We start from the raw sequence: 26696 nt of genomic DNA, 5'->3' as shown, positions 1-26696 counted from the left end.
TACTGTGGATAACTCTCCCGTATATAAGGGGAGAAAATAGGTCAGTATTCAGAATTGTTTCTGAATTGACATAGATTATCAGATTTTGTGGTGGTATGGTTTCTTGTTTTTCTTCCAGCAATGCACATGTTGATTTTGAAATGATTGATGGCACGTTCTACGATTGTTCGTATTTTATAAGTGTCATTCCATTCTTTTGTGTCACACTGAATACCTGGGAGCATACGTAAATCCATGTTTTCATAAGTGTAGGTTGTTCTGCCACGTGAAGCAGTACTGCATGGGGTGTCGCAGCCACAAATCCATCCTTTTTGATAATGCATTTTGGGACAAATCCATTTGATACGGTCTGTACGACCTTTCTCTTTGGTAACACCACAGTATTTCATTGCAAGTGATGGATCATTCGGACAGGTAGGATAGCCATATTCGTTGTAACCGACTTTCTTCAAAGAACTTTCGTTTCTTGGATTATAAGGAATCAAAGCTTTTGAAAAGTGAAAGTCATTGAACAAAGTACCATAGAGATCAGCAGAGTCAAAAGCAGAATCGCCAAGAAAGGTATCAGGGTGAAAATCTGTATGAAGTGAAAAGAAATCCTGCAAAACAGGGGCTAAAGCGGATGCATCACCAACAGACTTATCTTCGTCAGGTGAATCCGATTTCTTTTCGACAATGAGATCCGGGTGAGCAGCTTTGAATTCAGCATCATCAACGAAAGAAATGTGGCGGACAATACCTAATCCATTTGTAAGAATAGCGAATTTAACGGCATAACAGAAGTACCCATTAATGTACATCTGTTTGGCATCCGAGCAGGCGGCAGCTTGCGAAGGCATAAGTCCATAGGCCATCTTATAAGGATCAATCTCAGGCTTGTCCTTGTAGAAAACTTTCAGCTTTTTGATGAGAGCATTTAGTGTTTTCGGATTGTTTTCCTTGACATAAAGTTCAATATAAGGCTCGAAGTCATGTTTAAAACGAGACATCAAGGATGCATCAGGAACCTTTGAAAAACCACAGAAATCGCGCAATTCCTTGCAAATATTTAGTAGTAAAAGCAGTAGCGAATCTGTAGGAATAGAGAAGATTTTCTGCAAAATGAAAGCAGAAAGAAAACCATGAAGAGGGTAAATGCGATTGCGTCCTAAAGTCTGATAAAAAGCATTGGAAAATTGAATTGGAATAAATTCATTAATATCACAGTGTTCAGACAGAAGTAAAAAGAATGATGGTGCATCGTCAATAAATTGATCCTGACAGTCTGAAAAAGATTCTTTTAAAGAAATCTGGTGGTATTTAGTAGTCATAAATTTTCTCCTCCTTAAGTTGGCAAACATGTTGGTGTTGTTACCTATATTTTACCACTTTTGGAGAGAAAATTTATATAAATAAAGCAATAAAACCCAGTAAAATCAATGGGTTACGGCGTTTATCAAACGCCTAAAAATATAAGTTAAAGGAGAAAAAATATGAAGAAAAAAGTGGTAGCATTAATGACAATCGCAACCATGGCAGCATCTTTGTTTGCTGGTTGTGGAGAACAAACACAAAATGTTGGTGGGGGAACTGAAACTGGAAATCAGGCTGCATCAGGAGAGAAAGAAACAATGAATATTCATCTTAATGGAATTGATGAAGATTATAAGATGCAGAAAGCAATAGAAGAAATTCAGACAATGTCAGAGTATCAGAATGTTGAATTCAATTTTGTTGGAAGAGAAGCAGACTTTAATACAACTGTTCCAACACAGATTGCTGCTGGAAATCAGATTGATATTATTGTTGTAGCAAATCCAATGCTTCAACAGCAGTATGCTGATAATGGAACAATTATTCCACTAGATGATTTGATTGCTGAAACTGGTGTAGACTTTGAAGAAGAATTTGGAAAATACGCAGAATCTGCAAAGAATGATGGACAGACTTATATGGTTCCTCATAATATTACTTCTTGGGCATTATATTACAATAAAGATGTATTTGATGCTGCAGGAGTACCTTATCCAGATGATACAGTTCCTATGACTTGGGAAGAATATCGTGAAACTGCTAAAAAGATTACTCAGGGAGAAGGTGCAAATAAAATTTATGGTGCATTTTATCTACCTTGGTCATCATCTACTTATGGTGAAGCAATTGAAAATTTAGGAGGTGGCGAAAAGTTCTATACAGAAGATGGATTATCTAATATTGAGGATCCAGAGTTTGCTAAAAATATTGAATTGGTTCATGATATGATGTTTGAAGATGAAAGCATGAAGAAACAGGCAGATACCCTTTCAACAGTAGAAGCAACAGAATTCATGAATGGTAATTATGGTATGACATGTCAGGGAGGCTGGGTTCTTCCATGGGCTGCTGATAAAGAAGGAAATCCAAGAGATTGGAAGATTGGTATTGCACCATTGCCTTGTGATAGTAAAGAACATACAACATGGGGTATTGTTAATGGACTCGCTGTTACACCAACATCTGCAGATCCAAAACTTGCTTTTGAGATTTGTATGGATTTAACTAGATTATGTGCTAAATATGCACGTTCTTCTGAAGAAGCAAATCGTACAGTGGAACAAAACGATTTATATGTTGGATTTGGTGATTCATTAGTAGATGATGGTATTACAACAGACCAGATTAAATATGTTCTTGCTAATCCAGATGAAATTCGTGTAACAGAAAAAATCATGGGACCTGCAAACGTTGAATATGAAAAAGTTTACATGGAAGAAGTAGAAAAATATCTTGTTGAAGCTCAAGATTTAGAGACAACCATAAAGAATATTAAAGAACGTGCAGATGAAGCTATTAAAAAAGCAAGCAATTAATATGTTTATATCATTTAGAACGAAATACCGTCTAATGTGATTTAGTAACAAGAGGATCTTTATCTTACAGTTGTAAGTTAAAAATCCTCTTATTATATATATAAAATAGTTAATAATAGAGATATTGTTCTTTTGATTTGTAAGAAAATATGATATGATATAACTGTCTGATAGCAATGTGACAGAATAGAAAATAATCATTAATTATTTAATTGATATATATGGAGGATGAGTAAAAAGTGAAACGAAAAAAACTTTCAGATTCTGTAGCAGAAGAAATATTAGTAATGATTAAAAATAAAGAATATGATAGTGAGGGATTTTTACCAAGTGAACAAAAACTATTAGAAAAATTTGAGGTTTCTAGAGTAACCGTTAGAGAAGCGGTAAAAACACTTGAAGTTCGTGGACTTGTTAAAAGAATACATGGGAAAGGAATTTTGGTTGTTGATAATACAGCAAATGTACTGATAAGATCCATTAAAGATTTGATTGCAACAGAAGAAACATCATTAGATGAAATGTTGGAGGTTCGAGATATTGTAGAACCTAAGTGTGCTGAGATTGCTGCAATACGTAGAACAGAGGAAGACTTATTAGTATTAAGAGAAAAACTTGAAATAATGGAAAGTTGTCAGGCTATGGATAACAAATATTATGATGCAGATTTAGATTTTCACTTAGGAATTGCAAGAGCAACAGGAAATACGTTGTTATCTTCGCTTATTGAGGCGTATACCTCGTATATGAGAAAATTAATTGTTTCTACACCACAAAGCAAAGATCCAATCGAGCAGGAATTTCATTATCATAGAAATATTTTAAATGAAATTGAAAAGGGAGATTCTGAAAAAGCAGCAGAAAAAATGTCTATGCATCTGAGTGCTACAAGACTAAATGTTCAAACTTATAATGCAGATAAATAGAAATTTTTATTGGTAAAAAGGTACAAAAAAAAATGAAAAAATGGTGCTTGTTTCTATTGTTTTCATTTCACTTATATGATAACATACAAGTGAAATGAGGACTGAGATAAAGGTCAGTTCATAGTAAGGAAAAATGATATAAATAATCTATTATAAATGGAGGAAAAATATGTATAAGAACTTGATAAATGGACGGCTGGTAGAAGGAAAAGGAAAAGAGTTTACCGTTTATAATCCTGAAAATGGCAAAGCAATTGCTTCATTAAACGGATTAAATCAGGAACAGACAGAGGAAGTCTTAAACGCAGCGAATGATGCATTTAAGACATGGTCGCAACTTTCTTTAAACGAGAGAGAAAAATATATTTTAAAATTTGCGGATGTTATAGAGTCACACAAGGATAAGATTGTGGAACTTCTGATCGAAGAAAGCGGAAAGACTTATGGCAATGCTTGCGAAGATTATCATATGCTTCCTGACTGTCTACGTTATTACATTGCAGAAGCAAGAGCAGCAAAAGATGAGATTATTCCGGATTATGATAATAAACATATCAATATGATTATCAAAAAACCTTTGGGTGTAGTTGTTGGTTATCTGGCATGGAATTTTCCACTTCTGAATGTGGGATATAAGCTTGGACCAATTCTAGCTTCTGGTTGTACTTGTATAATAAAGCCAAGTAGTCAAACTCCTTTGTCTACATTATATATAGGCGAGCTTGCAATAGAAGCTGGCATTCCTGCTGGTGTTATTAATATCGTTACGGGAGATGACAATGTAGTTGGAACTATTTTGAATGAAAGTAAGATTCCACAGATGATTACATTGATCGGTTCTAGCTTTACCGGTAGAAAAATAATGCAGCAGGCAGCAACTTCAATTAAGCATTATTCATTGGAACTTGGTGGAAGTGCTCCGGTTATTATTGCGAAAGATGCAGATGTGGAGAAAGCCGCTACGTGTGTAGTAAATGGAAAAACAGGAAATGCCGGACAGGTATGCGTAGCGCCAAATAGAATTTTTGTACATAAAGATATAAAGGAAAGATTTCTTGAAAAAGCAACAGATATGCTTTCAGATATAGCATATGGAAGTGGAAAATATGAAGCACCAGGTATTCATATGCAGCCTATGTCTTCAATGAAGGCAGTTGAAAATATGGAATCTTTAGTAAAGGATGCAGTGGAAAAAGGAGCGGTTCTTGTTTGTGGTGGAAAGCGTCTTGACAGAGAAGGTTATTTCTTTGAACCAACAATTCTTACTGGCATTACGAAAGATATGAGAGTATATAAGGAAGAAATATTTGGACCTATCATTGCAATTTCAGATATGGATGATTCTGATGATTTAGCTGTGCTGGCAAATGATACAGAATATGGTCTTGCAGCTTATCTTTATACATCTTCCCTTGATATGGGGTTAAGCCTTTCTAGAAAAATTGATGCAGGCGATGTTTGTGTAAATGAGCCATGTTTTTGTTATAATCTTCCTCATGGTGGTTGCAAGCAGAGCGGTATAGGAAAAGATTGTTCGACATTCAGTTTGGATGAATACTATTATATTCAGAGAATTTCCATTGCACTAAAGGAAAACTAGGGAGAAGGAAAGATATGAAAAAAAGACCAAATATTATATTTATTATGACAGATCAGCAAAGATATGACACGATGGGATGCGTCAATTCTAAAATAATTACACCGAATTTAGATAAGCTTGCAGCAGACAGTGTGTTTTTTGAACATGGTTACTGTTCAAATCCATCCTGTGTGCCATCTCGTGCAGCTATCATGACTGGCAAATATCCAAGTCAGTGTGAAGTTCCAGCTTACATCAGTTGTCTTCCGGAAACAGAAAAAACATTTATGAAACGTATGAAGGAAAATGGATATTATACAGCTGTTGTTGGAAAGCAGCACTTCGCAGGGTCAAAGATTGATAAAGGTTATGATTTTGAAATGATTGTTGATGCGCATATGCCTTTTTCACCATCAGAACAGCTTGGAGTATACGAGGATTATCTTAAAGAACAGGGATTAAATCCTAAGGAAATGTATCAGAAAACTTTGATTAGTGGTGGTGTATGGAAAGCAGATATAAAACATCATGTCGATAATTTTATAGGAGAAAAAGGAAAAGAATGGTTGGAAAACCGTTTGTCGGTTGAAGAGAATCAAGATAAGCCATTTTTCTTTACTTTATCATTTCCAGGACCGCACCATCCATATGATTTGGAAGGAACTAAGTATGCTGATATGTATAATCTGGAAGATATGGAAGAATCTGAAAGCACATATGAAGATCTTGAACAGAAGGGGCCTCAGTTCAAAAACATGGGCATGTATTCTGATATTTATTTAAAAGATTATACAAAAGAACAGTTTCTCCGCACAAAACGTTCCTATTATGCCAATATTACATTGATTGATGAAAAAGTTGGAGAAGTAATTGATATTTTGAAAAAGCACAATGCTTATGACGATACGGTTATTATTTACAGCTCTGATCATGGTGATTTCATGGGTGATTATGGATTAGTTGAAAAACTACAATGTTTAGAAGATAGTTTGATGCGAGTTCCATTATTTGTAAAGCCTCCGATTGCTGGATTTTCTGGTATTCGCGTGAAAGAGCCGGTTGTAAATATTGATATTGCTTCTACATGTATGGAACTTTCTGAAACACCTCTTGAGGCTCCAATGTCTGATTATTCTTTTGTGCCTTATTGGGATAAGTCAAAAGAACTTCGTATCCGTCCATATATCTATATGGAAGCAGGTGCTATAAGAGGGGTTCTCTGTAATGGTATAAAGACGATACATTATGTGAATCGGGACTATGGTGAATTATATGATTTGAATAAAGATCCACTTGAAAGAAAGAATCTTTGGAATGATAAAGATTATGAGGATGCAAAACTTCATGGATATCGTTGTATGTTTGACAGCATGTATAAGGCCACACCGGGATTTGATACACCATGGAATATAGGTACACCAGAAATATAATGGCAGAGAAGGACAGAGATATGGATAATATTATATAAATAGTTATTCCGTATGTCCGCTTTGTACGCCTGCTCGAGGAAGTATTATGACAGGACTATATCCTCATCAAAGCGGTATAATTGATAATTGTGATGTGGGTGCCAGCACACAGGAATATTTGCCAAAATCATCAATTACATGGCTTGATCGAAGGCAGGAAAGTGGAAGAAAAACTGGGTATTTTGGAAAATGGCATCTAGGTCTTGATTGGCAGTCGAAAGAGACGGGCGTAGAGTTTGATATCTGCAGAATAGAAAGTGATCGCCTCAAGCATGAAACGAGAATTCCAGAAGCAACTGTTACAGAACGAGGTCAGCTGAAGAATATGCAAGATCCAAGAAGTGCAAAAAAGTCAGATGATGATTATGTTCCGTTTTATAAGAAACTGGATTCGATCGAAAAACGTTTTGAATATAAGGTTACAAAAAAAACAATGGAATTTCTGGAAAAAAATAGAGACAAGCCTTGGTGCGTTACAGCATCGCTTGTTGGACCCCATTTTCCAAATTCAAACCCTGAGCCATTTTATATCATGTATGATCAGGTGGATATACCCATGCCAAAGAGTATGTATGATACTTTTCAGAATAAACCATGGTATCAGAGCAGAAAATGGTGGCCAAGCATTGATACAGAATATTTTGATGAGCATGAATGGGAAAAAACTATTCGCGCTTATTATGGCTCAATCAGTTTAATGGACTATTTCATAGGACAGATTCTTGAGAAAGCAAAGGAATGTTCTGGCGGAAGAAAAACAATTGTTATTTTTACATCTGATCATGGGGAAATGCTTGGAAATCATGGAAAATTTGATAAGCATGCATACTGTTATGAGGATGTAATCCGCACACCTCTTTTAGTATGTCCGGACTTAAAGGGTGAGCAGGAAAAAAATGTATGTGCAAATAATTGTAATACATTAGATATTGCGCAGACATTTTTTGAGTTAGCTGGATGTAAATGTAAAAATGGAAGAAGTCTTTTTAAAATATCAGAGGATAAAAAAGAAAAAAAAGAAGATATTTATTGTAACTACTATAAATATAATGGTCACAGCTTTGAGATTCGTGCAATCAAGGAAGGAAACATAAAATATAGTTTTATTCCACAGGATATTGATGAGCTATATGATCTTTCGACGGATCCTAATGAAATGATCAATCTGTCAGATGATTATCTATGTGATATTTTAGATTTTCTTCCAGAAGCAGGTACGATTGGAAAACCGGAGTATCCATCACTCAAGAAAAACTATGACAATAATTAGAAGAATACTTGATGAAAAGCAGTAAATAGTGATAATGCATAAAATAGATAATAAAAAAATAGAAATATTGCTGATTGCTAACATATAACATATGTGATAAGATAAGAGTGTTAAAAGGTATAAGACAAGGAGAACCGAAGTTATGATAATAAAAGATATACAAATACATGTAATTAGTGCTCCGTTGGATAAACCTTTCCGCTTTTCACAAGGATGGGTTGAACGAAGAAGTTCTGTTATTGTAGAGGTCATTGGTGAAGATGGAACAAGTGGATTTGGTGAATGTATGTGCCATGGACAATAGTCACCTTTTCTTGCAGCAAGTTTTATTGAACATTGTTATAAGCAGGAAGTGATTGGAAAAGAAAGCTTGGATGTAGAAGTAATATGGGAAAAACTGTATAACAAAAGTCGTCCATTTGGTCAACAGGGAATTGCACTGAATTCGTTATGAAGAAGGATACATTTATGTTCCTGATAAACCTGGTATTGGAGTAGAGATTAATAGAGATATATTAGAAAAATATAAGGTGGAATAAAGGTGATTGCAGATGAAACAGAAAATAATTGAACTGATTAAGAAGGAAAAAATAATTGCAATTGTAAGAGGTGTGGATGAAGAACATATTATCCCTACTGCTCAGGCACTGTATGAGGGGGGGGATTCATATGATGGAGATTACTTTTGATCAAAGTAATCCAAATCATCTTGTTGAGACCTCTAAATTGATTAAAGTGGTTTCAGAACAGATGCAGGGAAAGATTTGTGTAGGAGCAGGAACTGTTATGAATATTGCTCAGTGCGATGCGGCTTTTCAAGCTGGAGCAAAATATTTTATTACACCAAATGTGAATGTAGACGTAATTAGAAAGGCAAATGAATTAGAGGTAGTATTTATTCCTGGCGCATTATCTCCAACGGAAGCTGCATATGCATATGAGGAGGGAGCTGATTTTGTAAAACTCTTTCCAGCAGGTGACTTAGGAAGTAATTATATTAAATCATTATGTGCTCCATTAAATCATATTCCATTTCTTGCAGTAGGGGGTGTGAGCCCGGATAATATCAAAGAATTTGCAAATGCCGGTGTTTGTGGATTTGGAGTTGGTGGTAAGTTGATTGATAAGAAAGCTATTTATAATGGTGAGTATGAGAAAATCACAAAGATTGCACAGGAATACACAAATAGAAAATAGGAGATGCAAGCAAAAATGGATAAATATAGAAAGTTTGAATTTGCAAGTCTGAGAAATAGTAAACTGACAGACGGATTTTGGGGCAAACGAACAGATAATTATATGGAAATTATTCAGTGTATGTTAGAAGCACTTTTGTGCCCTACTAATTCAGCAAGATTAATTAATTTTGAAATTGCAGCAGGAGAAAGAAAAGAATCCTTTTATGGAGCAAATTGGTCAGATGGTGATTGTTATAAGTTCTTAGAAGGCTGTCTTTATGTTTATCAGAGAACGAAAGATGAAAAGGTAAAAGAAATCGTAGATAAATATATTCCATTAATTATTAATTCAGCAGAACCAGATGGTTATATCAATACACAGATTACTTTAACCTCAAAGAAAAGATGGGGAAATTATAATTTTCATGAATTGTATAATATTGGGCATTTTTATACATTTGCAGCAGCACATATTGATATTACTGGAGAACAAACTTTAGTTCCGCTTGCAAAAAAATTGACAGATTATCTATACGTGGTTTTTAAAGATTATCCACCAGAACTTGGACATTTTGGATTCAATCCGAGTCAGATTATGGGACTTTGCGAATTTTATAGTGTAACTGGGTATGAAAAAGCATTCCAATTAGCAGAAATTTTTGTGAATATGCGTGGAAGTCAGCCAAACGGAACGGATCAGAATCAAACAAGAACTCCACTTCGAAAAGAGACACAGGCGGTTGGACATGCAGTTACATCCAATTATTTATATGCAGGAGCAGCAGATGTTTATTCTATAACAGGCGAAAAGGAATTGTTCGATGCTATATCCAGAATATGGGAAGATCTTACTTCAAAGAAAATGTATATTACTGGAGGGGTATGTCCAGAGTTTTATGGCTATTCAGTCAATGGAGATCCAATATCAGAAGCACATGGTGCAGCATATGAACTTCCAAATAAAATTGCATACAATGAATCATGTGCTAATATCGCAGCAGCGATGTTCTGTATGCGAATGTTGACTTTGACAGGAGATGCAAAGTATGGAGATGTGGCAGAGCAGATTATGTATAATGCTGGGATTTCAGGAACGAATCTAGAATTGACAAGATATTTTTATTCAAATCCTCTTACCTATAGAGTTAATAGTCAGATTCCATTCGTTTCAGAAGGAGATATGCACTTCAATTCTGCGTATGCACATAAGGCAACTAGAAGATGGAAAACATTTGACTGTTGGTGCTGTCCTCCTCAGTTATTCCGTACAATAGCAGGTATGGGAAGATGGGTATATGGAAAGAATGCAGATACACTTTATGTGAATTTGTTTACAAGTTGTGATTATAAGGATGATGAGATTGAGATTTGTATGAGAACAGAATATCCTTGGGATGCTTCTGTACAAATTAATGTCGTACATGCAGAAAATAAGAAACTGAAAATTAGAATTCCGTCATGGTGTGAAAATCCAAAAGTTAATGGGGAAAAGGTTGAACATGGGTATTATGAAATCAATGTGAAAAGCGGCGATGAGATACAGGTTGAATTTCCTATGAAGGCCGTTTTCATGCAGGCAAATCCAAATGTTGAAGCGGATCGTGGAATGATTTGTGTCAAGAGAGGTCCTGTGGTGTATTGTGCGGAAGGGATTGACTGCGATACCGAGTTAGATAATATCTGTCTTGAGGTTAGAGGCACTATTCAGGAACATTATGAAAAGGATTTCTTAAATGGAGTTGTTGTTTTGGATGTTCCAGCTAAGAAAGTTGTTCAGAAAAATGATTTGTATTACAAGGTTGCATTAGATGGTGAGGATACAATCTTGAAAATGATACCATATTATGCGTGGGCAAATAGAGATGAGGCGGATATGAGCGTTTGGTTTCCAAAAGCTTGAGAAAGGTTAGGAGGTTATTATTATGGCAAATGTAAAAACAAAAGAAACAAAAATGAATGTAATGAGAAAAAAAAGTTTGTGGAGTGAACTAAAAAGGGATAAAATGCTGTATCTTATGCTATTGCCAGGTGTATTGTTCTTTGTTTTCTTTAAGTTTAGACCATTTGAATGGTTTGGAATTGCATTTTTTGAATATAATCCATTTATTAAAAATCCTTTTGCAGGAGAATTTGTTGGAATGAAATATTTCAGCATGCTATTTAAAAGTAGCAATTTCTGGATGTTGTTTAAAAACACATTGCTTTTATCTGTTTACAGCATAGTGTTTTTCTTCCCACTTCCAATTGTATTTGCTCTTTTATTAAATGAAGTAGACAACATGATTTACAAAAAAGCAGTTCAAACGATTACATATATTCCACATTTCTTCTCATGGGTTGTAATTGCTGGTATTTCCTTTACATTACTAGCAAAAGACGGCGGAAGTGTTAACAATTTGCTTGAGTTTTTAGGAGGAACAAGAGTGGCTTTTTTAACTAGTGCATCTTGGTTTCGGCCTATCGTTATCATTCAGCAGGTTTGGAAGGATGTTGGATGGGGAACAATCGTTTATCTTGCAGCGATGACATCAATTGATCCGTCTTTATATGAGGCAGCATCGATGGATGGTGCTGGAAGATTTTCGAAAATCTTTTATATTACACTTCCATCAATTGCACCAACGATTGCTACACTTTTAATTCTTCGTATGGGAAGCTTTATGGATACAAGCTTTGACCAATTATTCCTGATGGTAAATGACGTAAACCGTTCCGTTGGTGAGGTTTTTGATACTTTTATTTATACTCAGGGTATTTCAAATGGAAAGTTTTCTTATACAACAGCGGTTGGTATATTTAAGTCACTTGTTTCTATGATCATGGTTGTTTCTTGTAACTGGGTAGCAAAGAAACTTGGTAATGAAGGAATTATGTAAGGAGGATGCTATGACTAAAAATAAAAATATTAAAACAGTAAAGAATGAAAATAATAGTGGCCATGGTGTTAAGAAGAAAACCATTGGAGATATAGTTATTTATATAATTTTGGGATTAATTACACTTATATCGTTTCTTCCATTTTGGCATATTTTAGCATGTACATTTGCTTCAGCAAGCGATGTGCGTGAGAGTGCATTTCTTCTTTTTCCAAAACATTTTACATTAAGCACGATTAAATATGTATTTGCATCTAAAAGTATAACACAGGCTCTTTTGAATTCTGTTTTTATTACCGTAGTTGGTACGCTTTCTTCATTAATCATGACAGCATTAATGGCATATCCTTTGTCTAAGCCACATTTGAGATTTCGTAATCAGATTATGTTTCTTATCGTTTTAACGATGGTTTTCCATCCTGGAATGATTCCAAATTTCTTAAATGTTAAGGATATGGGACTTTATAATAGCATCTGGTCTTTGATTATACCAGGTCTGATTGGTCCGTATAATCTGATATTGATAAAAAATTATTATCAGTCACTTCCAGAATCGCTTCTTGAATCTGCGAGGATTGATGGAGCAGATGATTGGAGAATTCTTATAAAAATGATTGTTCCGCTTTCTAAACCGATTTATGCAACGGTAGGCCTGTTCTATGCAGTTGGTTACTGGAATAGCTATTTAAATGCCATTTTGTTTATCGATGACAGCAACAAGTGGCCAATCCAGGTACTTCTTAGAAATATCGTATTAATGGCTCAGACGGATTTAGGCTCAGAAGCTGGTTCTGTATTTGAAATGGCGATTGACCTTCAGTCTCTTCGTTCTGCAACAATTTTTATTTCTATTTTACCGATTCTCTGTGTATATCCATTTGTTCAGAAGCATTTTGTAAAAGGTATTATGCTAGGTTCTGTAAAAGGATAGTTATTATTTCATAAACTCCCTAAAAAGTAGCTATGACAAGTATCATGGCTGCTTTTTTTTGTGACAGAAATTACAAGAACAGTTATTCGGCGACAATATGCACAAAAACATGTTAAAAAATATATAAAAAAATAACAATTGCTAACATATAACATATATGATAACATAACAGTACAAAGTGAATGTATGGAGTAAGGAACATACAAATAGGTGCATAGCACGAGGTGAAAAGGAGAACAGAGTATGAAAAAAAGACTAAGCAAAGTGGTTTCATTATGTTTGGCAGCAGCACTTACAGCAGGTTTGGCTGGCTGCTCAAGCAGTTTCTCTTCTGGAACAGGCAATCAGACGGTAACTAACGGGACTGAGACTGGGGCAACAGCAGTAGAAGGTGATTCAAATGCTGCACCACAGGATATTAGCATGCAGCTTGTTTTCTGGGGGGCTGAAGCTCCAACGGAAAAGGCAGAACTCATAAAGGAACTTGAGAGTAAGCTGAATGTAAATCTTACATTTAATTATGTACTAGCAGCTAATGCAGCAGAGAAGACAACAACAACTATTTCTGGTGGAGATAATATGCCTGATGTTTTATGCATCATTAATGATATCATGAGAAGCCAGATTGTACAGGATGCTGGAGAAGCTGGTATGTTTTGGGATTTGACCGATTATTTAGATGATTATCCAAATCTGAAAGAAAACATCGAGCCTTTAAAAAATTCCATGACATATGGTGGACAAATAATTGGAATTCCGCGTAGAACTTTGGCTCGTGCAGGTGGGATGCTTTTAAGAGAAGACTGGCTTGAAAATCTTAATTTGGAAGAACCAAAAACATTAGATGATTTTTACAATGTTTTTCATGCATTTACATATGATGATCCAGATGGAAACGGTGTAGATGACACAACTGGACTGGCATTATTTGGTGGAGCTTATGTGAGACCACTTATGATTGCAGCAGGTATTCACTATGATTGGTATGTTGACGAGGAGACCGGAGAGGTACGTAATTTTTGCACAGATGAGAACTTCCAGACATACTTAGATTTCATGAAGAAACTTTATGATGAAGGACTTGTATCACAGGATTTCGCAGCAATGAACGCTGTACAGGGTCGTGAAGTGTTTAATACACAGAAGGCTGGGGCTTACACCGCAAATTATGGTAATATTTCCGGTGGTGATGCTTATCAAGCTTTATATGATACTAATCCAGATGCAAAAATTACATGTATAACAGACGTGATTCAGCCAGATGGTACACACGCATGTGAAACAAGTGTTGGTTTCTACGGTATGTATGTAATTCCAAAGAGTTCTGTTGAGACAGAAGAAGAATTGAGAGGTATCTTATCATTCTTTGATGGTTTATGCAGTGATGAGTGTGTAGATATTGAAATGAAGGGTGTTGAGGGTGTTCATTATAAATATAATGACAAGAATGAGTTTGAGTGGATTGATAAGTCAAAATTTGATGCAGAGTCAAAGGGAATCTCTAGCTTTAATGTGGCACCTTTAATTGAATTAACAATGAGTCTTAACGGATTCTATAATGCAAGTACCTATTATGATTTCCAAACAAAGGAAGGTGTAGTAGATTATATGCCAGTTAATTCTTGGTTTGCAGCAAATAGCGATGATGCTGCAGTTGATACAGTAGTAAAGCAAGCTGCTACGAATTATGTGATGGGTGAAGCAAGTGCAGAGGATGTTTCGGCAGCAGTAAAAGAATGGTTAAACGGCGGTGGACAGTCTCATGCAGATGATTGGACAGAACAGTATTCAAAGCTTGCAAAATAAATGAATGAGCGGTTAGAAAAAGCATTCATAAATTAAATGAAATAAAAAATTAGAAAAGGATGTCTAGTATATTGGCATCCTTTTTTTAAATAAAGAAGGAGAATCATATGAATAAAAAAATGAATTTTCTTTTTATCCTTTCAGATGACCAAGGCGCTTGGGCTCTGCATTCGGCAGGAAATGCAGATGTAATAACACCAAATCTAGACGAATTGGCAAGAGAAGGTAATCGCTTTGAAAACTTTTTCTGTGTATCTCCAGTATGTTCTCCGGCACGAGCATCGATTCTGACTGGGAAAATTCCTTCTTGTCATGGTGTACATGATTGGCTTCGTTCTGGAAGTTTGAATAAAGAGGACTTGGGTGAAATAAAGGATAGTCCTTGTTTTCATGATGAGAAAAAGGCAATTCCTTATTTGGAAGGACAAATAACATATACGGATATTTTAGCACAGAATGGGTATCAGTGTGCTCTTGCAGGAAAATGGCATTTAGGAGACAGTGTTCATCCACAGCATGGATTTTCAAAGTGGTTTACAATCGGACGAGGCGGTTGTCCTTATTATCATCCAGATATTGTTGATGAAGGACATGTTTATTTTGATGATCGATATATTACCGATATTATTACAGATAAGGCAATGAATTATCTGGATGAACTTTCAAGTGAAAAAAAACCATTTTATCTTGCTGTAAACTTTACAGCACCTCATTCTCCTTGGGAAGAAAGTGATCATCCAAAGGAATATCTAGATATGTATCGAAATTGCGAGTTCAATGCAACTCCAAATCTTCCAATCAATCCGAATCAGATTCCATCTGCACCTTATGGTACGGGAGAAAGAAGAAAGGAATTATTGAGAGGATATTATGCGGCAATTACAGCAATGGATGCTCAAATCGGAAGGTTGATAGCACATTTAAAAGAAATAGATGAATGGGATAATACAGTGGTAATATTCAGCGGTGATAATGGAATGAATATGGGACATCATGGTATCTGGGGCAAGGGAAATGGAACATTTCCGCTGAATCTTTATGATACTGCAGTGAAAGTTCCGATGATTATTCGTATACCAGCTAAGGAAGATCATGGAAGAATAATTCATACCATGCATAGTCATTATGATCTGTTCCAGACAATTCTTGAAATAGCTGGTATTAATTATGAGAAGGACGAGAAGTTGCCTGGAAACAGTCTAATTCCAGCACTTTTTGAAAAGGATGAAGAAGATGGGGATCTCGTCATTTGTGATGAATATGGTGCAAACCGAATGATTCGTACAAAAGAGTGGAAATATATTCACAGATATCCATATGGTCCTCATGAATTGTATTATTTGATAGAAGATCCAGATGAAAATAATAACTTGATTGATGATCCCTCCTGCTTGGCTATATTGAAGTCACTAAGAAAACGCTTGAATCTTTGGTTTTTCAAATATGCGGATGATAAAATGGATGCAAGTCGAGAAGCTGTAACAGGATATGGACAGATGCAGAAATCTGGAATTTATTCTGATGGAGGGGATGTGTATTTTAGACAAAGCGCATACATGAAAAAGGAGCAGAAATGAAAATAGAAAAATATTATGAAAATCCGAGTGCACTACATATCAATACAGAAGATGACAGAGCATATTTTATTCCATATGCTAAAGAAAAAAATGACAGAATGATACTTTTAAGTGGAAACGATTGGAAATTTCAATGGTATTCTGATTATCTGAAAATTCCAGAATCTGCAAAAGATGGAATCCTTGATCAATATGATGTGATAGATGTACCTAGTTGTGTAAATATGTTGGGGTATGAAAATCATCAATATGCAAATGTTCGAATGCCAATTCCATTCGATCCCCCTTTCGTTCCAAGAGAAAATCCATGCGGAATTTATGTAAAAGAATTTAAAATTGATACGCTTTCAGAAAAAATATACTTGGATTTTGAGGGAGTTGATTCTTGCTATTATGTATGGGTAAATGGAAAATTCTGTGGATACAGCCAGGTATCGCATTGTACAAGTGAATTTGATGTAACAGACTTAATAAAAACAGGAACGAATGTATTATCTGTTTTAGTAATGAAATGGTGTGATGGTACATATTTTGAGGATCAGGATAAACTACGAATGAGTGGGATATTTAGAGATGTTTATCTTTTAATGCGCCCAGCAAGTCATGTGAAAGATTTTACGGTAAAACAGAATACAGAACCAGGTAAAATTTCTCAAATCAATTTATCTGTAACTCTATCCGAAATGAATAGCAATGAAAATGGTAAAGTTTACTGCACTTTTTATTGTCCGGATGGAAGATTTTTGAAAAAGATTGAAATGAATGCTGAAAGTTCTATTTTGACTAGTGAAATTGATGTAAGTAATCCTATTTTGTGGAATGCGGAAGCTCCATATCTGTATACAATGAAACTGGAATACAATGGAGAAGTAATAGAACAGAAAATTGGTTTAAAGAAGGAAGAAATACGAAATGGTGTTTTTTACTTAAATGGACAGAATGTGAAATTTAAAGGAGTGAATCGTCATGACAGTAATGCCTATACGGGGTATACGATTAGTAAAGAACAGCTGATTGCAGATTTGAAACTGATGAAAGAACACAATATAAATGCGATTCGCACTAGTCATTATCCGAATTCGCCTTGGGCATATGAGTTATATTCAGAATATGGCTTTTATGTAATTGGAGAAGCTGATATAGAAACACATAATACAGAACTTCTTTATGCGGGGGGAAGATCAAATTACAATTATTCGGATGAAAAAATAGAAAGTAGTTCGTTTGGTCTTCTGTGCAGTAATCCAAAATATGAAGATGAGATTATGGATCGTATCAAGAAGTGCGTGATACGTGAAAAAAATCAAGCTTGTATTGTTATGTGGTCTCTAGGAAACGAATCAGGATATGGAATCAATATGGAAAAGGCAGCATCATGGATTAAGTCGCAGAATCCAGATTATCTGATTCATTACGAAAGTAGTATCTATGAAATGCCTGGGCATGTTAATGACTTGAGTAATATTGATTTTTACAGCAGAATGTATATGCCGGTAAAGGAATCAGAAGAATATTGTCAGAAAAAAGTAAATCGTCCGTTGGTTCTTTGCGAATTTTCTCATGCAATGGGAAACAGCAATGGCGATTTGGAAGATTATTTCAAATTGATTTATCAGTATGATAATTTTTCGGGGGCATTTGTTTGGGAATGGTGTGACCATGCCGTTTATGCAGGAAAAGATGAATCTGGAAAAGAAAAATTTTTATATGGCGGTGATTTTGGAGAGTTTCCGAATGAGAGAAATTTCTGCCTTGATGGAATGATTTATCCTGATCGTCGTCCTCATACAGGCTTATTGGAATTTAAAAGTGTAGCGAGACCAGTTCGAGCAAGTTTTGAAGATGGAAAAATCAATTTTTATAATACATTAGATTTTATAAATGCTGATGAAAAGTATAGAATTATCTGGTCATATCTAGAAGATGGTAAAGTAAAAGAACAGGGAGAATTTGAAAATATTGTTCTTCCACCTCATAAAAAAGTTTCTGTTGATTTTTGTAGGAAAGTATCTGCAGGCTGCAGCCTAGCTGAGGTTCGAATTTCCTATAAGCAGAAAGAAAAAACACAATTGATAGAAGCTGATTATGAAGTTGGCTTTGAACAGATGATTATTAAGGACAGAGACGAGTTGTATGAAAAAAATGAGCTGTCTATGATAAAACTTCCAAAAGACCAAAATGCTGTGATTAAGGAAACTGATGAAAAAATCTATGTAGAATCTTCTGCTTATCAGTATGTTTTTAATAAATGGAAGGGAGTGCTGGAGAAAATATCGGTTCATGGAAATGAGTATTTGGTTCATCCTATGACGTATAATATTTGGAGAGCTCCTACAGACAACGACCGAAAGATACTTGGTGAATGGAGAAAGGCTGGATATGATAGAAGTATAATCCGTGTTTATGATTGTAGTATAGTACAGGACGAGAATGCAATATGTGTGAAGTTTTCTCTTGGTGTGGGGGCATTATTCCTGCAGAATAGTATGAGAATAAAGACAGAATATAAGATTTATGCGGATGGAAGTTTGAAAATACATTTGGATGCCGATAAAGATCCGGTATTTCCATATCTACCACGTTTTGGAATTCGTTTTTATCTGCCTTATTCCATGGAACAAGTTCAGTATATGGCTTATGGACCTTATGAAAGCTATCAAGATAAGCGTCATTTGTCTTATTTTGGAACATTTAAGGATACAGTCAGAAATATGCATGAAGATTATTTAAAACCTCAGGAAAATGGAAGTCATTATAAATGCAGAGAACTGATTGTAGGGGATGAAAATCAAAACAAAATTTTTGTTTATGCTAAAGATTTTTCATTTAATGTATCACATTATACGGAAGAAATGCTAGAAAAGGCGGAACACAATTTTGAATTAAAAGAGAGTGATTCTGTAGTTCTTTGCATTGATACTAAAATGTCGGGAATTGGTTCAGGAAGCTGTGGTCCGCATCTGATTTCAGATTATCAGCTTAGGGAAAATAAAATTATCGGGGACTTTATTATAAAGTTTAAACTTTAGGAATTTACAATCTATAGGAGGGGAACATGAAAAAAATATTTAGTTTTGTTATTGCTGCATTCTTATTGTTTACATCAATATTTGCCAATGCTGTTTCAGTAAATGCAGAAGTAGATACTAGTGCTGCAGCTGCAGCAGAGTTAGTTGAAATTCTTCACTCACAAGGTATTGAAAGTAGTGCTTCGGCACAATCTTCCCAACAATTCAAACAGCTAGTTTTTATTAATAATACGCAGGAAACTATTATTTTTTCACAGGATTTTACTGTACCCCAAGGGGTTAAATTACAAATTCCGGCAACAGTAACCTCTGTAACCGTTAACAGTACAATTACAGTTAATGGCGTTATGCAAGACGGAAAAACGATCACTGATCGAAATGCACTTGGCGGAACAGTCGGATCTGAGGGGACAGGTAAAATACTAATCAATAAAGGTGGTATATTTTTCTATAATGGAGCACCAATTATAAGTGGTCGTGTACAATTAACCAGCGATGATGCATCAATTTCCATTAGCGCTGATTCAACACTTAATATTGAAACTGGTACAGTTACACTTGGAGGTAATATTGCTGCTAACGAATTTAAAAATGTTGTTGTAAAAAATGATGCAATACTTAATAAAGGTAGTTACACAATCCCAAATAAGGATGATTCATCTGATGTAACACCACCTGTTGATGATACACCAACAGCTGCTGAAAATGCAGATGCTGTTGTTGCTTTCTTAAGAGATAGTACAAACTGTGATATAGGAACAGATGATTCGACTGATAACATTAAAAGAAGTGGCACTCAGGGTGCTTATGAAGTTGTATTTATTGGTACAAAGAAATTCGAATTAAAAAAGGATTTAGTTATTCCTTCAAATGTAAAAATACAAATAGGTGCTCAATGTACGGATTATGCTATCAATGGAAAATTTACTATCAATGGTAACATTCAGGACAGTCGTCCTGCTGCGAACAGAACGGAAGGTATTGTTGGAAAAGGATCTGGTTCAGTAATATTTACTGATTCTGCCAAATATTATCAGCAGGGTATTGCTTTTATTGATACTACAACGGGTATTATGAAACTTAATTCTGATTCATCCGTTACGTTTAAGCCATCAAATGTTCTTGAAATTACATCAGGAACAGTTTCACTGATAAAATCACTTAAAAAGGATACACATACAGTTTCTACTGTAAATGTTCTTGATGGTGCGACGTTTATTGATGGCGGTTTACTTGAAAACTCAATAATACTAGAAAAACCAAATACATCAAAACAGGATTTGAAAAATGAAATCATGTTTGCTGAAAAAAATATTAACTCTGCTCTTGAAAGCATAGACGGAACAGAAATAGATAGTAATAAATTTTGGTCAACATCTGTTGCTAAAGACACATATAATAAAGCAATAGATGTTGCAAAAGCAGTTTTAAACAACGAAAGTTCATCTACTCAGCAATCTCTTGATGCAATTTCAGAATTAAAAATTGCTTCACTTAGATTCAATTCTTCGAAACAGACAGGGAAAAATTATGTTGCTGAAATTTCTACATACGAAGAATTGGTTAATGCTTTAAATGCACTCGAAGCAGGTTGTGCAAAATATAATGGAGCTGAAGATTATAATCAATTTCATTATGAAGTTGTAGAAATCACAAAACCTGTTACAATTGACACTGTTATTACGGTTCCATCAATGGTAAAACTTCAACTTAGCGCTGATGTTACCATTAATGGAAGACTCAATATTAAAGGAACTTTACAGGATAAATATAAAAATATATATGGTCTTACAGGTAAAGATGGTGTCGGAGATGTTGCATTTACACCTGGCTCATATATGTATATTGCAGGTTTGGGTGAGGTTATTGGCGATACTGGAGGTGTCAAAATTGATGAGAGCTCAATGATGACTATTAGTATACAAAACAAACTTTCTGTCATAAATGGAACGGTTGAAATTCCTGAATCTGTAAACACGGCTCTTACAAATGGAATTTATGGATTTAACAGTTCAAAACTTTTAGTTACTGGTTCTATTCCAACAACAATTACAGTTAATATGTTTGATGATTCTCAATATATTGATAACAGTATTCAGAATTCAGAAATTAAATTAGGACTTGTAGGAAGCTCTGTAAATACGAATGACAATGCTTCTCTTAATGCTGAAATTAGGGATGATTTAATCTATCTTACAGTTCTTTCGAAAGAAAAAAAAGAAGTAGAAGTTCAGATTTCGGATGCTACGGATGTTGCTAAAATTATTGTAAACATTGAGCATGGTGCAATCGTAAGTAAAGAAATTTATAAGGTGGGTGGAAAAACCCAAGCTGAGCTTTCTGACGAAATAGAAAAGAAAATAAATACACTTAATGAGCTTATTACTAAAGCAAAAGATAAAAATCTTGATGCAAAAAGAGAAGAAGGCGTTATCTGGTTTGCTAATGAATTTGTTAAATATGCAAATTGGGATGAAAATAACGTTACAATAAATAGTAATCTATTTGCAACAATCCCGGATTATGCTCCTTATGGAAAAAGTTCAGAAGAATTAGCTAAAGAATTAGCGGGATTTGAAAGAACGGAAATTATAAAAATGCTTGAAGATTCAATTGAAGAAATCACAAATGTTATTTCGGGTGAAATAGTAAGAAGACCTGTTGTTGATATTGACTGGGAAAATGCTACGGTTAAAGATGGTAACATTTATTCTAACGGACATCCAGTTTTTCTTTATGATTACTTCTCAAAGCCACAGGATCAAGATGCAGGCAATGAAACTCTTTATAATGATTATTTAGGTAATATGAATAACCCTAAGAGTCTTAGTATTAAATCCTCGGTTACATCTGATGGTTTACCTGAAAGCTCAACTGTAAATAAACCATATATATTTAATCGGAATGTAGGTTATCAGATGTTGTGGCATAACAACCTTGGCACATTACCAACGAATATTGATGGCAATGGTATTACAACATTTACGCAGTATGATATAACAGACCCTGATGTAAGAGAGTCGTGGGAAAAAGTTTTATCAGCATATGTTCCGGCACAGGCTGATAAAAATTACACAAATCTTGGCTACTGTCTGGCAAATGAACCTCATTGGTTCTTACAGCAAGGTCATTGGGCTACAGCTAAAAAGTTTGATGGTTCACAAGGGCTGGGAACAGATTCATTAGCACTTTTTACAGAGTATGCTGAGAATAAGTATTCAACAATAGATGCTGCAAACGAAGCCTGGGGTACATCGTTTACTTCATTTGAAGATGCAACTTCTAAGGTTATTCCGATTTCAACATCATATAGAAACTCTGTTCTTTGGTATGACGTATGTAACTGGAACATGCAAAGAGCTTCGAATTGGCTTACATTCCTTAATGACCAAGTTATAAGCAATGACGCATCTGCGCTTACCCACCTTAAAGTTATGCCTGATCTTTGGGTTGAATCAAATAGAACGCATGGCATTGATCTTGAAGCTATGACTGATATGACAGGTATGATTGGTAATGATGCCAAAATTAGAGGAAAAAATTTTAAAGCAGGATCTGATGAAAGCTGGAGTGATAGCTATGCTTATTATTGGAAGGAAATGATGTCATATGACTTTATGTCATCTGTTTCTCCAAATAAGTCAAATATAAACACAGAATCACATTTCCTTTCAACAACGCAGTTTAGAGATCTTTATATGACACCTGAATATGTGAATTCAACATATTGGTTAGCTACACTTCTTGGTATGGATGCTAACCTTACATGGTTCTGGGGAAGAGAACCTGATGGTTCAGTGGAATCACGTTTAATTGGTGATAGTGGAATGAATGCCCTTGGAGAGGCATATGCAGCCTCAGTTGCTCAACAGCCAAGAGTTGCAAATCAAGTTTATCAAACAATGACAGATATTAACACATTTGCTTCTGAAGTTACAGAAATTCAGGAACAGAAAAAACCAATCAGAATTTTCTATTCAGAAACTTCAGCAATAATCAATGAAGATTATATGGAAAATCAATACGATATGTATCAGAATTTGTTCTTCAATGGTTTTCCAATTGGGTTTGCTACACAAAACATTATTGATAAACAAGATAACAAACTATGGGATGTAATTGTCGTTTACAATACGCCTAACGTAACGGATACTGAATTCAATGCTCTTCAGACATACTTGAATAAAGGTGGTACGGTTATTCTTGACAGCATAAGCCTTAAATATGATGAAAATCATAAAAATCGATCAGCTGTATTGAAAGAAGGAAAAGGTAAACTTATTTCTGTTGATAAGACAGTTGATGAAATTGCTTCTCAGGCAATTGGGTGTGTAGATATGAGTAATTTCTCTCCTATCAAACTTTCTGAAAGCAATGGTCTTGAACAGAAAGGATGTATGTGGAGAGTTATACCAAGTGATAATGGAAAATACACAATGTCTATTTTGAATATTGGAAAAAATACTGCGACAATAAATATTTCGGCTTACGATAAGAATATTTCTTCAGTAACGGATATGTTTACTCAGCAGGCAAGAACAACTAATTTCACAATAGAATCTGAAGGTGTTATGATGCTTGAAATTACATTAACCGATAAACCAACGGATTCAGTAAAACCAACTGATTCAGTAAAACCAACGGATTTAGTAAAACCAACAGAATCAACAAAACCAACAAACCCAGTAGAACTAACAAATCAAATAACAAGCAAAAATGTTACCGCAACAATTGAAAATACTGCTTCAGTTTCTAGCAAAGAATCAAATGATATTTCTAGTCCTTCAACTGGAGACAATTATTTAGATAATAAGATGATTTTTATTTTTGCATTATCTATTGTAGGGGGAGCATTAATAATTACGAAAAGAAAGAAGCAAGGAATCCAATAGTGAAGTTTTTAACTTAATATGAGAAATAGGTATAAGCCGTTCGTTTTCAAGAAATTGAGAGGGGACGGCTTTTTACTTTTAGAAAGAATTTGAAGGAGATAATATATATATCAATAGTTACAAAAAAGTAATAAAGAAAATGGTGAATATTTACAAATAAAATTCTCCTATTGTAAGTGCAAAATAATTCGACGGATTGTGTTACCCTAAAAATGAATCCATAATAATCATTAGAAAATGCAAGCATTTCACTTCATCTTCTCTTGCTAGAAATGATAGATGCGAGCATTTTACTCTATCCGATTTATGGAGGTGTGCTCATGAGAAGCAAAAGAATACCTGCCGAAAAACAATACCGTCTCATCATGGAATGCCGTCAAAGTGGATTGACAGATCATCAATGGTGTGTGGAACACGACATCAAACCGGGGACTTTTTACAACTGGGTAAAAAGGCTGCGTCAGAAAGGTTGTGTGGATTTGCCAGCGTCAACCGGACGCAGCTATCGTGCACCGGAAAGCCAGGAAGTTGTCAGAGTGGATTTTCATGATACTGACCCGCCCCCATATGAACAGCCATTCAATGTGATTCCGGTAGCTACGGAAAGAAATAACCTTTCCGTAGCAGGGCCAATGAAGCTGTCTGTAGGAAGTTTCCATCTAACAATACCAAATGGAACAGATCCTCAGCTTCTGGCTCAAATGCTCCGCATTGTGAAGGAGTTGGAATGTTAGGGGATATCACAGCCGCCGATGAAATCTATATCGTAACAGGCAGAACGGATATGCGGAAATCCATTGACGGGCTGTGTGCTATTGTAGAGGATCAACTCCATATGGATCCAAGGCGAAGCGCCCTGTATCTTTTCTGTGGAAAACGTTGTGACAGGATCAAAGCTTTGCTCTGGGAATCTGACGGATTTGTGCTGCTGTATAAACGCATGGAAGTCCAGGGCAGGTTCCGCTGGCCCAGAAATCAGCTGGAAGTAAAGCAACTGACCTGGCAGCAATTCGACTGGCTCATGTCCGGTCTTGAAATCGAACAACCAAAAGCATTCAAACCTACGGAATGATCGTGTAAAACCCCTATGCCAGCCAACAAAAATGGAGAGCTTTCCACACCCTGTATCATGTCTGCAATCCCTTGTAAATACTGGGTTTTCTGCTTCTTTTTCATTGCTTTTTATGGTATAATAAGAGCAGTAAAAAAGGAGCAGAAAACATATGGCTGGTAATTCAAAAGATTCAAAAATCCTTGCGTACAAGGACATGATCAACCAACTGAATAAAACGATTTCCGCACAGACAGAACTGATCCAGTCTTTACAAAAAACATTGGAAGCAGACCGTCTGGAAAAAGAAAATCTTCGTCAGCAGATTGAATATCTCACGAAGAAGCTCTTTGGTACTTCCAGTGAAAAACGGAAAGATATCGATGGCCAGCTGAATCTTTTTGATGAAGCCGAGCAGGAAGCAGATCCGACATGGAAACAGGAACTTCCTGATGACATCACTGTTCCGGAACATAAGAGAAAAGCAAGACGGACACATGTAGATCTCTTTAAAAACGTTCCTTCCTGCGACGAGATCATTTCTCTTCCGGAGGAGGAGCGAAACTGTCCAACCTGCGGAACGCAGATGGAATGTATTGGGAAAGAATTCGTCCGCCATGAATTCCGGTTTACCCCTGCCAAAGGAAAAGTAGTAAATATCTATCGTGAAACCTATAAATGCCCGGAGTGTGCCATATCAGAGGAACATCCGGATGATCAGACATTTGTCAAAGCCCCTGTCCAGGAACCATTGATCCCGGAAAGTTATGCATCGGAATCCGTTGTCGGATGGGCAATGCACCAGAAGTACCAGAATGGTCTGCCATTAAACCGGCAGGAATCGGAATGGACGCAGCTGGGTGTCCCATTAAGCCGGGCTACGCTTGCTAACTGGATCATTTACTGTGCCGAGAATTACCTCTGTCATGTTTATGATTATTTTCACCGTCAGTTACGGATGCGTAAATATCTGATGGCAGATGAAACCCGGGTTCAGGTACTGAATGAGCCGGAGCGCAATCCTGAAACAGATTCCTGGATGTGGCTCTTCCGCAGTGGAGAAGATGGACTTCCGCCGATCCTGCTCTATCATTACACAGAGACAAGGGCAAAGTTCCATGCAGCATCTTTCCTGCAGGGGTTCCGTGGATATCTGGAGACCGATGGATACCAGGGTTATAACGATCTGCCGGATATCAAACGCTGCTCTTGCTGGGCACATGTGAGACGTTATTTCACAGATGCCATACCGAAAGGGAAAGAGTATGATTACAGCCTTCCGGC

18 protein-coding genes and 1 pseudogene are annotated in these 26696 nt (G+C 35.7%); 18 read left to right on the top strand and 1 reads right to left on the bottom strand.

The window, feature by feature from the left end:
- Window positions 1–41: 41 nt before the first annotated feature.
- Window positions 42–1310, bottom strand: a complete 1269-nt coding sequence (locus BQ7352_RS04740; protein ID WP_072447377.1) for a transposase — start codon at window positions 1308–1310, stop codon at window positions 42–44.
- A 162-nt stretch (window positions 1311–1472) separates the two neighbouring features.
- On the opposite strand from BQ7352_RS04740, the gene BQ7352_RS04735 reads away from it, so the two are divergent.
- From BQ7352_RS04735 to BQ7352_RS04655, 18 genes and pseudogenes are all read left to right on the top strand, one after another.
- Window positions 1473–2828 (top strand): ABC transporter substrate-binding protein, encoded by a 1356-nt coding sequence (locus tag BQ7352_RS04735; protein ID WP_072447375.1) that lies wholly within the window; start codon window positions 1473–1475, stop codon window positions 2826–2828.
- A 239-nt stretch (window positions 2829–3067) separates the two neighbouring features.
- A complete protein-coding gene (locus tag BQ7352_RS04730; RefSeq protein WP_072447373.1) occupies window positions 3068–3754 on the top strand; it encodes a FadR/GntR family transcriptional regulator in 687 nt (228 codons plus the stop codon).
- 169 nt (window positions 3755–3923) lie between these two features.
- Entirely contained in the window at window positions 3924–5354 is a 1431-nt protein-coding gene (locus tag BQ7352_RS04725; RefSeq protein ID WP_072447372.1) for an aldehyde dehydrogenase family protein, read from the top strand.
- A 14-nt stretch (window positions 5355–5368) separates the two neighbouring features.
- Entirely contained in the window at window positions 5369–6763 is a 1395-nt protein-coding gene (locus BQ7352_RS04720; RefSeq protein ID WP_072447370.1) for a sulfatase-like hydrolase/transferase, read from the top strand.
- A gap of 34 nt (window positions 6764–6797) precedes the next feature.
- Window positions 6798–8072, top strand: a complete 1275-nt coding sequence (locus BQ7352_RS04715) for a sulfatase-like hydrolase/transferase (protein ID WP_083429851.1) — start codon at window positions 6798–6800, stop codon at window positions 8070–8072.
- A gap of 142 nt (window positions 8073–8214) precedes the next feature.
- A complete protein-coding gene (locus BQ7352_RS14610) occupies window positions 8215–8376 on the top strand; it encodes a hypothetical protein (protein WP_200791366.1) in 162 nt (53 codons plus the stop codon).
- A gap of 247 nt (window positions 8377–8623) precedes the next feature.
- Window positions 8624–8761 (top strand): hypothetical protein, encoded by a 138-nt coding sequence (locus tag BQ7352_RS14500; protein WP_159430629.1) that lies wholly within the window; start codon window positions 8624–8626, stop codon window positions 8759–8761.
- The gene (locus BQ7352_RS04710; protein WP_159430628.1) at window positions 8742–9269 is read left to right on the top strand and encodes a bifunctional 4-hydroxy-2-oxoglutarate aldolase/2-dehydro-3-deoxy-phosphogluconate aldolase; all 528 of its coding nucleotides are present in this window, start codon (window positions 8742–8744) and stop codon (window positions 9267–9269) included. Before BQ7352_RS14500 ends, BQ7352_RS04710 begins: the two co-directional genes overlap by 20 nt.
- A gap of 15 nt (window positions 9270–9284) precedes the next feature.
- Entirely contained in the window at window positions 9285–11150 is a 1866-nt protein-coding gene (locus BQ7352_RS04705) for a glycoside hydrolase family 127 protein (protein WP_072447367.1), read from the top strand.
- 22 nt (window positions 11151–11172) lie between these two features.
- Window positions 11173–12126 (top strand): ABC transporter permease, encoded by a 954-nt coding sequence (locus tag BQ7352_RS04700; RefSeq protein ID WP_072447366.1) that lies wholly within the window; start codon window positions 11173–11175, stop codon window positions 12124–12126.
- Between the two features lie 10 nt (window positions 12127–12136).
- A complete protein-coding gene (locus tag BQ7352_RS04695) occupies window positions 12137–13057 on the top strand; it encodes a carbohydrate ABC transporter permease (RefSeq protein WP_072447365.1) in 921 nt (306 codons plus the stop codon).
- Window positions 13058–13300: 243 nt separating this feature from the next.
- Window positions 13301–14863 carry a type 2 periplasmic-binding domain-containing protein gene (locus BQ7352_RS04690; protein ID WP_072447364.1) on the top strand — a complete coding sequence of 521 codons (1563 nt, stop codon included), beginning with the start codon at window positions 13301–13303 and terminating at the stop codon, window positions 14861–14863.
- A gap of 107 nt (window positions 14864–14970) precedes the next feature.
- Window positions 14971–16440 carry a sulfatase-like hydrolase/transferase gene (locus BQ7352_RS04685; protein ID WP_072447363.1) on the top strand — a complete coding sequence of 490 codons (1470 nt, stop codon included), beginning with the start codon at window positions 14971–14973 and terminating at the stop codon, window positions 16438–16440.
- Entirely contained in the window at window positions 16437–19469 is a 3033-nt protein-coding gene (locus tag BQ7352_RS04680; protein WP_072447362.1) for a glycoside hydrolase family 2 TIM barrel-domain containing protein, read from the top strand. The genes BQ7352_RS04685 and BQ7352_RS04680 overlap by 4 nt, the downstream gene beginning before the upstream one ends.
- Before the next feature lie 26 nt (window positions 19470–19495).
- Window positions 19496–24361, top strand: a complete 4866-nt coding sequence (locus tag BQ7352_RS04675; RefSeq protein ID WP_072447361.1) for a type 1 glutamine amidotransferase family protein — start codon at window positions 19496–19498, stop codon at window positions 24359–24361.
- A 320-nt stretch (window positions 24362–24681) separates the two neighbouring features.
- Window positions 24682–25095 (top strand): IS66 family insertion sequence element accessory protein TnpA, encoded by a 414-nt coding sequence (gene tnpA, locus BQ7352_RS04665; protein ID WP_200791365.1) that lies wholly within the window; start codon window positions 24682–24684, stop codon window positions 25093–25095.
- Window positions 25089–25433: an IS66 family insertion sequence element accessory protein TnpB gene (gene tnpB, locus BQ7352_RS04660; RefSeq protein ID WP_009246070.1), complete on the top strand. Its 345-nt coding sequence runs from the start codon at window positions 25089–25091 to the stop codon at window positions 25431–25433. Before tnpA ends, tnpB begins: the two co-directional genes overlap by 7 nt.
- Before the next feature lie 151 nt (window positions 25434–25584).
- Window positions 25585–26696, top strand: a pseudogene (locus tag BQ7352_RS04655) (IS66-like element ISRgn2 family transposase); the annotation flags it as partial.

The organism is Blautia sp. Marseille-P3201T, assembly GCF_900120295.1.
Lineage (GTDB): Bacteria > Bacillota > Clostridia > Lachnospirales > Lachnospiraceae > Blautia.
The sequence above is the reverse complement of the archived record's forward strand: the minus strand, read 5'-3'. Positions and strand labels throughout refer to the sequence as shown.